The sequence below is a fragment of the Martinezella lusitana genome, from assembly GCF_014207095.1.
Classification (GTDB): Bacteria; Pseudomonadota; Alphaproteobacteria; order Rhizobiales; family Rhizobiaceae; genus Rhizobium; species Rhizobium lusitanum_B.
This window is the reverse complement of the sequence record NZ_JACHBG010000015.1, coordinates 123826-133955: the sequence shown is the minus strand read 5'-3', so window position 1 is coordinate 133955 and position 10130 is coordinate 123826. Positions and strand designations below refer to the sequence as shown.

The window sequence follows — 10130 nt, the reverse complement described above, 5'->3', positions numbered from 1 at the left end:
GATTTGCGCTGGTGACGCGGGGTGGAGCAGCCCGGTAGCTCGTCAGGCTCATAACCTGAAGGCCGCAGGTTCAAATCCTGCCCCCGCAACCAAATACAAAAGGCCCGCGTCTAGCGGGCTTTTGCATTTGGTAACGGGTCGAGGATTTAACGCCTTCTCAGGGCCCCGCAAGGAGGCAAAGCCGACGCCGGGGGACTGAGAACATCAAAGCCTGAACACGCAAACAATCTTCCCCCATCAATACAATAGTTATCGCTGGCGCGAAGACTTCAGCTTCGCTCGCCATCGTAGCTCATCGTCCTGCAGGCCAGAATGCCGGAAAGGCTGCGGGTTCAAATCACACTCCCCAAACCAAGAATCCCTCACCCACACAAAATAAATATCGCAGCTGCCAACCCTCGTAAACAAAGATCGCGAAAACATAACCGCTGTTCAAGCCGCGCAAAGCTCGCAGTAACCTCAAGCTAGATGATCAAAGCCCGCTCCAAGCGGGCTTCTTGTATTTGGTAACGGCTGAAGAGCTTAACCCCGCCCAGGGCTGATGCCTGGTTTAGGTTTTCACCATCTCCGTCCGATATTGGGGCAGAAGGCTTGCGACCAGCTTGCCCTTTTCAACCAGTTCATCGGTGGTTGGCGTCGGCGGGGGTGATGTGCGGCTTTCGACAGCAAAGCCCACCGCCGCGAAGAATTCTTCTTGTCCTGCCGGTGCGCACATGCACAGCATGCGCGCGGTCTTGTCCGATACATTCCTGAAGGCATGCGGTGCATTGGCCGGTACGTTGATGGTTAGTCCTGCCCGGACGATCTGCGTTTCTCCGCGAAAGGTGAATTTGAGTTCGCCGTCGAGCAAGGAGAACATCTCCTCGAAATCGTGCCTATGCAGCGGCGGACCGCCTCCGGCGGGCACGAGCATTTCGATCAGACAATAGCGCCCATTGGTTTCGGCACCGGATACGAGGATGGTATATATGCCGCCGGCAACGGATACGTGGCGGGTGTCAGGCCCGTCCGGATCAACGATGGTCAACGATCGATTGAGATCATCTGCAGGAATGAGCTGATGTGTCTGGACATCCGTATTCATCTGGCGCCTCCCGGCTGATTGTCAGCCAAACCGAAAGGCCTATTCTAGCAAACAAACTGTGACAGCTTATGCCGTCATTTTTCCGGGGTAAGAATGCAGCATTGTTCCGGCACGGGCACGAGCACCGCAGCACTGCCCGCTGCAAGCGGTTCGGACAGTGCGCCGTTGGCGACGATATCGCCAGTCGGCGTCGTGCACTGATATTGATAGGCACGGCCGAGATAGGTTCTTGTCCCAAGTACGGCAGGCAGGCCGTTGCCCTCGCGCTGTACAGAGAGTCCGTCGGCGCGGCAGCCGAGGACAAAACTGTCGGGAATAGGGCCGAAGTCCTCCTGTGAGAGTGCGATCCTCGCGCCGCCAGCGCCTTCCGCCGTCACCAGGGCGCCTTCCCGTTGGACGGCCCGTAGCGGCAGCAGGTTCTCGAAGCCGACGAAACGGGCGACAAAACTGTTGGCGGGTTTGCGATAAAGAACTTCCGGCGTATCGAGCTGCATGATGCGACCGGCATTCATGATGGCGACCCGGTCGGAGATCGAGAAGGCTTCCTCCTGATCATGCGTCACATAAAGCGATGTCGTGCCGTTGGCACGCTGCAGCTGCCGGATCTCGACGCGCATGTCGACTCGGAGCTTGGCGTCGAGATTGGAAAGCGGCTCGTCGAACATCAGCAGCGGCGGCTCGATGACCAGCGCCCGGGCAAGCGCTACGCGCTGCTTCTGGCCGCCTGACAGCGCGCCGGGCAAGCGATCGCCGAGGCCGGAAAGGCCGACGCGCTCCAACATGGCTCCAGCCTTCTGCTGGCGCTTCTGGGTCGGCAGGCGACGCTGCTTGAGGCCGAAGGCAACGTTCTCAAGCACGGTCAGATGCGGAAACAGTGCATAATTCTGGAACACCAGGCCGATGTCCCTGGCATGCGCCGGCAATGTCGTCAGGTCACGATCGCCGAGCTTGATGCTACCACTCGTCGGCTGCAGGAAGCCGGCGACAAGCCGCAGCGTCGTCGTCTTGCCGCAGCCGCTGGAACCGAGCAGCGAGACCAGCTCACCGGCGCCGATAGAGAGCGAGAGATCCTGCAATACGGTCGTCTTCCCGTAATGAGCGCTGATGGAGTTTATGGAGAGCGATACGGTCACGGGCGGCTACTTTGTCAGGAAGGTAAGACCCAGGGTGGCTTCGACGATCGCCATGACGGCGACAGTCACGAGCATCAGCAGCACGGAAACCGAGGCGATGGTCGGGTCGAAGAACTGCTCCATATGGGCGAGGATCTGGATGGGAAGGGTGGAGATGCCAGGCCCGGTTAGGAAAACCGAGACCGAGACGTCGTTGATGGAGGTGATGAAGGCGAGGATGAAGGCGGCGATGACGCCGGCGCGGATATTCGGCAGCACCACCGTCAGGAAGGTCTTCAACGGCGGGCATCCAAGGCTGATCGCAGCCTCTTCGATAGAGAAGTCGAAGCTCGCGAGGCTGGCGCTGACGACGCGCACCGAATAGGGCAGCACCAGCAGCGCGTGACCGATCAAGAGGCTCGGAAAGATCGGCAAGCCGAGCCCGATGGTGATCGATTTCATCAGCGAGAAACCGAAGACGATTTCCGGAACGAGGATCGGCAGCACGAAGAGCGTCGAAAGCCAGCGCGGCAGCTCCACCCTGTAGCGGCTGATGGCATAGGCTGCGGGAATGCCGATCAGCAGCGAAAGAGCGGTTCCGAGGAAGGCAAGCTGCAGGCTGGTGATCGCCGTCGTGCGGAAGGCCTCGATCTGAAAAATATTCGAGAACCAGCGTAGCGTCAGACCCTGCGGCGGGAAGGTGAGGTAGGTCGTATCGCTGAAGGCCGCGCCGATGATGATGACGAGCGGCGCCAGCAGAAACAGGAAAATGCAGGCCGTGAGGGCGATCAGTGCGGGATGAACCGATTTTATCATGATCACACCGCCATCGGATTGAGACGCCGTGCGATGCGGCTCATGATCGCCACGATCCCGATCGTTACCACGACCATGATGGCAGCGATGGTTGAAGCGCCGACCCAGTCGAAGGTGACCATCGCACGCTGGTAAAGAAAGGTGCCCATCATCATCTGCTTTTCACCACCGAGCAGCTGCGGGGTGGCATAGGAGGTGAAACTGCCGGTGAAGACCAGCACCGCACCGACGATGAGGCCCGGCGTGGCAAGCGGCAGGATGACCTGCCGGAATGTCGCGGCCGGCGTCGCGCCGAGCGAGGTTGCCGCCTGGATGAGATCCTGCGGTATGCCTTCAAGCACGCCGACGAGTGTCAGGATCATCAGCGGTACGAAAAGATAGACCATCGCGACGATCACCGAGCCCTCTGTATAGAGCATCGAAAGCGGCTCGCTGATGATGCCGATCGATAGCAGCATGGTGTTGAGAATGCCGTTCTTGCCGAGAATGATCAGCCAGGCGAAGGAGCGCACGACGACGCCAGTCAGTAGTGGAAACACGGCGGCAATGATCATTACGCTTTTGGCTCGGCCCGGCATCTGCGCGATCACATAGGCGGCGATAAAGCCGATGATCAAAGAGATCGCGGTCGTGAACAGCGCAATCTCGATCGTCCTGAAAAGCACCGTGCGGCGAAAGCCACTGGTAAAGAAGGTGATGTAGGGAGAAAGCAGTCCCTTGGGCTCACCGAATGTTGCCGCGATCGTGATGATTACCGGGACGAGCAGGAACAGTGTCACGGCGATGATTGCCGGCGCCGTCAAACCCCATTTTGCAAGATGCTTCATCAGAAGAATTCCACGAGAGTGCCGCGGCTGGCTGCGCTGCGGCACGCCTTCATTACATGCCGAAGATCTCGTTCCAGCGATCGATCCAGTCCGATTGCGCTGCGTTCAGCTTCTGGTAGTCGATGCGGCTTAGCTTGGCGATCATGTCGGCACCATAGGTCCAGAGCTTGGCCTTCTCGGGGGAGAGCTGGACCTTGGTGGAAACCGGTGCGTCGACACCTTGTTCGGCTTCGGCCTGCTGGACATCCTTGGACAGAACGAAGTTGATGAACTGGTGGGCAAGCTCGACATTTTCCGAGCCCTTGGGAATGTTGACCGTGTTGAGGGTGGCGATATCGCCTTCCTTGAGATCGGCCCAGGCCATCGTGGGAACGGCCGCGCGCATCGACGTCAGAACGAAGTCTTGCGCCAGCGCCACCTTGACCTCGCCCGTCGAGATCAGGTTCACCAGCTCGGAGCCGGTGTTGTAGTTCTTGACGACATTCGGCTTCAATGCCGCGATGGCTTCGAAGGCCTTGTCTGCATCCGAATACGCATCGACACCGGCATGTTTGCCGGCTTCCAAAACCGTCAGCGGCCCGGCGGTCGTGGTAATGCCCGGAAGCGAGACGGCGCTTTTCAGGTCGCCGCGCCAGAGATCGTTCCAGGAGGCGATCGGCGGAGTGACCTTTGCCGTATCGTAAACAATGCCGACGCGGCCGATGGTGTAGGCCGGGCCGTAATTGCCCTGCGGCGCCTTGGCGATGTCATAGAGATCGGCCAGGTTCGGGATCTTGCTGCGGTCGACTTCCTGGAAGAGGCCCTGCTGGATGCCGACCTGCGAATAGCTGTCGGTGAGGTAAATGACGTCGACACCCTTGCCGCCGCGCAGCTTCAGCTTGTTGAGACGGTCAGCATTGTTGCCGGTCTCGAAGACGACGTCGCAGCCACAGATCTTCTTGAACGGCTCGATGATGTTGGCCTGCATCTTCTCGCCATTGTAGCCCCACCATGAAACGGTGAGCGTCTTTGCCTGGGCGTAAGCCGGCAGAGCGGCCGTCGCAGCAACGATGGCAATGCCCGCGACACGAGCAAGAGAGAGGCCCTTCATTATCGATCCTTTAATCCGAGTAATCCTGCAGATGCTTCAAGCTTGCAGGATACTATTTTTCGAGCATCGGCTTTACAAGCCCAACAATTGAGCAGTAGGCAGTTTTTCGGCCTCGAAATCGAGAGAGCGGGTATTTTGGCGCGCATCGAAGCCGATATTGCAACTCATTGAGATGGTTTGGTTTCCTCCAAGTCGGGCAAGTCGCTTTACACGGCGGACCGCCATCTTTACCCTCGATGGATCGAACTCCCTGCAGGCATGCCAATCATGACATTTCCCACGACAAATCTTCCCGACGATCTGCTCGTCAACGCGGCGGACGAGGTGCTGATCCGTCAGGACCTCACCCTGACGGCACTTGGTCGCCGCCCCGCCGATCGCTTGCTGCGTGTCGGCCGGCTGCTTGACGTGCACAGCCGCACATGGCTCGAAGATCAGGAAATCGTCATCAAGGGCAGGCGGATCGCCTACGTCGGCCCGGCTGGCAGCTATACAGGCGAGGTCGGCGAACGTCTGCATGAACCGCATCTTGTAGCCGTTCCCGGCTTCGGCGAGGCGCATAAGCACATCGAAAGCTCGCATCTGACGCCGGAGTGGGAAGCCGCTCTCGTCATGCCGCACGGCGTGACCTGGACCTGCGAGGCGAGCCATGAATTCTCCAATGTGAATGGTGCCCGCAATCTCGAATTCTGGCTGGAAGCGCGTCGCCGCGGTTCGCCGATGAAGATATTTCCGCTGCCCGGTTCGGCCGTGCCGCCGACCGCTTATGAATGGGGTGGCGGTCACTTCGGCTATGACGAGCAAAAATCCTTTCTAAAAGAGAGCTTGATGGTTGCTGGTCTCGACGAGGTCATGGATTGGCCCTCGGTCAGCAATCCCGAGAATCCGGCTTACGATCGGCTTTGGGGCATGATCCGCGCCACGTTCGAGCAGCGCGGCGTTATCGAGGGGCATGGTGCGGGCCTGCGCGATCTGGCGTCCATCAATGCCTTTGCCGGCGCTGGCCTTGCCTCCGATCATGAAGGCTGGTTCCTCGATGAGATCTGGGAAAAGCTGACGCATGGCCTTTTCATCGAGCTTCGTCCGCATTCCCTGCCGGAAGTCATTCGCGGGCTGATTGAGAAGGGCCTGTCCGACTGGTCGCAGATCGCTTTTGTCACCGACGACCGCAGCGCTTCCGACACGCTGAAGATCGGTGCTACGGATCATAATGTCAGGCTTGCTATGGAGAACGGGCTGGCGCCCGAGATCGCCATTCAATGCGTGACGATCAATCCCGCCCGCCATATGCGGCTCACGCCCTGGGTCGGTTCGATCGCTCCCGGCCGTTTCGCCGATATCGTGCTTCTGGATGATGTTAAGACACTGTCGATCGCCAAGGTCTGGGCTGATGGGAAGCCGGCTTCCGAAGGCAAGAACTTCGTCGGTATCCGTCCCGAGATCGACTGGCCGGATTGGGCGACGAAGACGGTCCGGATCGATAGGACAGTCTCGGCCGAGGATTTTCGCATCGCTGCTCCGTCGGATGCCGACACGGCGAAAGCAGCGCTTTTGCGGCCGTTCCACTGGGCCGACGATTTCATCACGATGGATCTGCCTGTCCGCGACGGCGCGGTCCAGCGCGATTCCGACCGCAACGTCACCAAATTCGCCATCGTCGATCGCTTCTCCGGCGAAGCCAAGGTCGGCCGCATGTTCTGGCTCGGTACCGGGCCGCGCACGCCCGACACAGCGCTTGGTGCCACGCTCGGTCACGACAAGCACAATATCTGGGTTGTCGGCTCCTCGGACGAAGCCATGGCCATGGTCGTCAACGCGCTCAACGAGCAGCAGGGCGGCTGGGTGCTGGTGTCAGGCGGAAAGGTCATTGCTCGCGTTCACTACGAAGTCGGTGGCCTGATGACTGCGAGGTCGGCGGAGGAGCTGGATGCCGAAATGCAGAAGCTGTATGAGGCTGGCGCCGGCATCGACTGGATGTATGAGCCGACATTTTCGCCGCGCTGGTGGCCAGGCTTTCCCGAACGCCTCTCCTTTGCGACGCTCACCTGCGCTCCCTGGCGCTGGGTTCTGGTGGCGCCTTCGGAGAGGGCTCCTGAGGGCTTTGTCAATGTCGCGACCGGGGAAACCCATCCCGTCGTCTGGCAGGGATAGCCATTTGGTCTCGCTGGATATCCCGCCTCGATGCCTTGAACCCATACTTGGCTCAGAAGCAATCGGCATGCGCGTGTAGCGGAAACGCGCGATATCTCTTGACGATTGAATGCTGCTTTATAATTATCCTTTTAGTTACTTGTGGCCCACGCCTATGGCGAAGGGAAGGTGGAGCGCACCTTGCTTTCGAACCCGTCGGCAGGCATCGGAAACCAGGCGGAGGAAGCCGTGGTGACTGCCGATAAATACGATATGCCGCTCATAACGTTGGCATTCTCCACGCTGGGATGTGCTGATCTTGAACTGGATCAGGCCCTTGCCCTGGCATCGCATCACGGCCTCGACGCTATCGAAATCCGTGCCCTAGGCGGTACGATCGATCTGCCCGCCTACTTCACCGAAAGGTTCGGCTCGCCGTCTGGCCTTGCCAATGCTCTGGAGGGGTCGACCGTAAGCATCTGCGCTTTCGATACCTCTTTGCGTCTGGTTGGCGCGACATCCGAAACCAAGGAGGAGTTTCTGCGCTATCTCCCCTGGGCCGAAGCTCTCGGCGTCCGGTCGCTAAGAGTTTTCGATGGCGGCGAAACCGGGGATGCGAGGGAGCTCGGCGAAGCCTTGTCGACGCTGCAGTGGTGGAGCGAGACAGCCCGCCGAGAGGGTTTCGGCGCGGAGATGCTGATCGAGACCCATGATTGTCTGGTGACTTCGGATGCGATCGCTCGCTTCCGTGAGTTGGCCCCCGATTGCGCGCTGCTTTGGGATACGCACCATACTTGGCGCAAGGGCGGTCAGAATCCCGCCGAAACCTGGAAGCTGGTTCGGCACAATACCCAACATGTCCATGTAAAGGACAGCATCTCCGAAGCCGGACCGAGATTGCCCTATAGCTACGTGCTGCCTGGCAGCGGCGAATTTCCGATGGCGGCACTGCGGTCCGCGCTTGCGGCGGATGGCTATGCCGGTGTCGTCAGTCTGGAGTGGGAGAAATTGTGGCATGTCGAACTGCCGCCACTGGATTTGGCCTTGCAGGCGGCGCGACAAAACGAATGGTGGCCGCGCGAAATGCACGTCGGATGACCGCTGCAATCTGCTAATATTTTAGTTGAGTTATATACGACAAAGGTATGCGCCGATTGACTTTTGCAAAGGGTTGCTAGTTAATGTATTAGTAATGGATAAAAGAAAGTCGGCAATGGCGTGGCGGCGTCATGGTTGACTATGGTCTTCGGTGCGATATCTCCAGCTCGATGAAGGGGACCCTAATGATTAGGGTTTGAGGGTGTCTGGAAGATGGATGACGCGGATTTACAGCGCCAGAAATCCGACATTTCGGTGTCAGCCGCACCGTGGTCAGTCATCGCTCCTTGGCTTCGCAATTGCGCCCTGAGCCCGTTCCCTGCTGAAGGGAAACGCGATGAACACTAGCCTCAGTTATGGCGATGAAGGGCATAAAAGCCTGATTTTAAAGGCGATTTCCGAGGGTGGCCTAGGATTTGCGGCCCAGTGGATTCATGACGCCGAGAATATTGGAAAACTGCTTTATGCCGAGAGCCTTGCGCGTGTCACCGAGGCTGACGGAACCGTGCATGCGGCGAGCACATTTGTGTCTCTCCTCGAACGGCAGGATCGCTGGTTCGCGCTTGATCTGCGCATTCTCGACATGGTGCTGGCGGCGCTCGCAGCGGATGAGACGCTTGTTCTCGGCTGCAATCTCTCTGTTTCCAACTTGTCTCAACCCGATCGATTCGCCGATATTCTCGGCCGAATCAGCAAACAGGCGGAGCTTGCTTCCCGGCTTGTCGTGGAGATCACGGAAACCTATCCGCTCGTCGGCGCTGCTCTCGAACGAGTAAAGATAATCCGCTCGCTCGGTTGCCGCGTTGCGATCGACGATTTCGGTACGGGTTTTGCCACCCCGGCATCGCTGCTGCAGATCACCGCCGACATCATCAAGATCGACGCGGCTTTCCTGCGAGACAACAGGCGCGGGCAGGATGGTCACGACAGCCTTTCGCATCTTGTCGGCTTTGCCGGCTGCTTTGCCCCCTTTGTCATTGTCGAAGGCATCGAGACCTGGTCTCACCTCGAAGCGGCTCGCGCGGCGGGCGCTACCCATGTGCAGGGCTTCCTTTTGTCAAAACCGGTGTCGTTGCCGAAGCTGCGCCGATACAAAGGCAAGATCAGCTTGCGGGGGATGGAATGAGCCTCCGCGTCATCAGCCGGCCCGGCAACGCCGCAACCCTGGTGCACAATACGAATAGAACGGGGCCCCTTCGACCGTCGGAAAGCCCGGCATCGTCCGCACGGGTGTTGTCATGATGAGGCAGCCGGTGTTTCCGCCTAAATACCGCGATTCCGCGGCAAGAGCAGCAAGCGGGCTGAAGGCGAATACGCTGTTGTGCGCCTTGGGCGGGCGACTTCGGAGCGCATTGCTTGCCGATGGCGGAGTGCATTCCGTCGTGTTTGTCGATGGGTCTGCCCCGCATATTCTTGTTCGCGAGAACGAGGCGGGAGTCCTCGGTCGCGTGACGATAGATGCGGAAAGCGGCCTCTACGTCTTTTGCGAACTTGGAAACGACGCCACGGATATCGTCATAACGACCGCGAGCGAGGATCGGTTGCTCGAAGAAATCGTCTTTCGTGTTCGGGACGGGTATCCGCCAGGCCAAGCCTTCGATGAGGCCGTCGGCGCGCTCGTCGGTCACACCATGCAGGATGTCGAGCGCAAGCTGATCCTTCAGACACTTCACCACTGCAAAGGAGATCCTACACACACGGCATTCATGCTTGATATGCCGCTTGTCACCCTCTGCAACAAGCTGGTGGCCTATCTTTCCGAAACAGCCGGCGAACTGTCGCACTGGCGGCGGACGCGGGGTTTGGAGCGGGAGGCTATCGGTTGTGATCGCGGGCGCACCTGATGCGTGCGCATTCTGCCCTCGGTAATCTCCGGGGGATCATGCGTTGGGAAACCGGCGCAAAATTGAAACGGCGGAACATCCGGCAGCGGAGGTTTCGCTTGAAACGATCGGGCGTGGCGGCGCACGAGG

9 protein-coding genes and 1 tRNA gene are annotated in these 10130 nt (G+C 59.2%); 5 read left to right on the top strand and 5 right to left on the bottom strand.

The annotated features are described in order from the left end of the window. The first annotated feature begins 15 nt into the window (after positions 1 to 15). Positions 16 to 92 (top strand) — tRNA-Met (locus GGD46_RS24360). A gap of 458 nt (positions 93 to 550) precedes the next feature. Here GGD46_RS24360 and GGD46_RS24355 read toward each other — a convergent pair. The 5 genes from GGD46_RS24355 to GGD46_RS24335 all read right to left on the bottom strand — a co-directional run bounded on the left by GGD46_RS24355 (position 551) and on the right by GGD46_RS24335 (position 4929). Then, entirely contained in the window at positions 551 to 1084 is a 534-nt protein-coding gene (locus GGD46_RS24355) for a cupin domain-containing protein (protein ID WP_184708830.1), read from the bottom strand. 74 nt (positions 1085 to 1158) lie between these two features. Beyond that, positions 1159 to 2217: an ABC transporter ATP-binding protein gene (locus tag GGD46_RS24350; protein WP_184708828.1), complete on the bottom strand. Its 1059-nt coding sequence runs from the start codon at positions 2215 to 2217 to the stop codon at positions 1159 to 1161. Between the two features lie 6 nt (positions 2218 to 2223). After that, a complete protein-coding gene (locus tag GGD46_RS24345) occupies positions 2224 to 3012 on the bottom strand; it encodes an ABC transporter permease (RefSeq protein ID WP_210325701.1) in 789 nt (262 codons plus the stop codon). Between the two features lie 2 nt (positions 3013 to 3014). Then, positions 3015 to 3839, bottom strand: coding sequence for an ABC transporter permease (locus GGD46_RS24340; protein WP_184708826.1), 825 nt, complete (start codon positions 3837 to 3839; stop codon positions 3015 to 3017). 52 nt (positions 3840 to 3891) lie between these two features. Further along, positions 3892 to 4929: an ABC transporter substrate-binding protein gene (locus GGD46_RS24335; RefSeq protein WP_184708824.1), complete on the bottom strand. Its 1038-nt coding sequence runs from the start codon at positions 4927 to 4929 to the stop codon at positions 3892 to 3894. A gap of 267 nt (positions 4930 to 5196) precedes the next feature. On the opposite strand from GGD46_RS24335, the gene GGD46_RS24330 reads away from it, so the two are divergent. The 4 genes from GGD46_RS24330 to GGD46_RS24315 all read left to right on the top strand — a co-directional run bounded on the left by GGD46_RS24330 (position 5197) and on the right by GGD46_RS24315 (position 10001). After that, positions 5197 to 7080: an adenine deaminase gene (locus GGD46_RS24330; protein ID WP_184708822.1), complete on the top strand. Its 1884-nt coding sequence runs from the start codon at positions 5197 to 5199 to the stop codon at positions 7078 to 7080. Positions 7081 to 7260: 180 nt separating this feature from the next. Next, positions 7261 to 8157 (top strand): sugar phosphate isomerase/epimerase, encoded by an 897-nt coding sequence (locus tag GGD46_RS24325; RefSeq protein WP_246806457.1) that lies wholly within the window; start codon positions 7261 to 7263, stop codon positions 8155 to 8157. Positions 8158 to 8494: 337 nt separating this feature from the next. Further along, the gene (locus GGD46_RS24320; RefSeq protein WP_184708819.1) at positions 8495 to 9283 is read left to right on the top strand and encodes an EAL domain-containing protein; all 789 of its coding nucleotides are present in this window, start codon (positions 8495 to 8497) and stop codon (positions 9281 to 9283) included. Between the two features lie 127 nt (positions 9284 to 9410). Beyond that, positions 9411 to 10001 (top strand): helix-turn-helix domain-containing protein, encoded by a 591-nt coding sequence (locus tag GGD46_RS24315; protein ID WP_313206332.1) that lies wholly within the window; start codon positions 9411 to 9413, stop codon positions 9999 to 10001. The last annotated feature ends 129 nt before the right edge of the window (positions 10002 to 10130 follow it).

What these genes read in the sequence shown, in the direction of transcription:
- GGD46_RS24330 (WP_184708822.1), top strand. Translation starts at nt 5,197, where the DNA reads ATGACATTTCCCACGACAAATCTTCCCGACGATCTGCTCGTCAACGCG.
- GGD46_RS24345 (WP_210325701.1), bottom strand. Translation starts at nt 3,012, where the DNA reads ATGATAAAATCGGTTCATCCCGCACTGATCGCCCTCACGGCCTGCATT.
- GGD46_RS24340 (WP_184708826.1), bottom strand. Translation starts at nt 3,839, where the DNA reads ATGAAGCATCTTGCAAAATGGGGTTTGACGGCGCCGGCAATCATCGCC.
- GGD46_RS24335 (WP_184708824.1), bottom strand. Translation starts at nt 4,929, where the DNA reads ATGAAGGGCCTCTCTCTTGCTCGTGTCGCGGGCATTGCCATCGTTGCT.
- GGD46_RS24355 (WP_184708830.1), bottom strand. Translation starts at nt 1,084, where the DNA reads ATGAATACGGATGTCCAGACACATCAGCTCATTCCTGCAGATGATCTC.
- GGD46_RS24320 (WP_184708819.1), top strand. Translation starts at nt 8,495, where the DNA reads ATGAACACTAGCCTCAGTTATGGCGATGAAGGGCATAAAAGCCTGATT.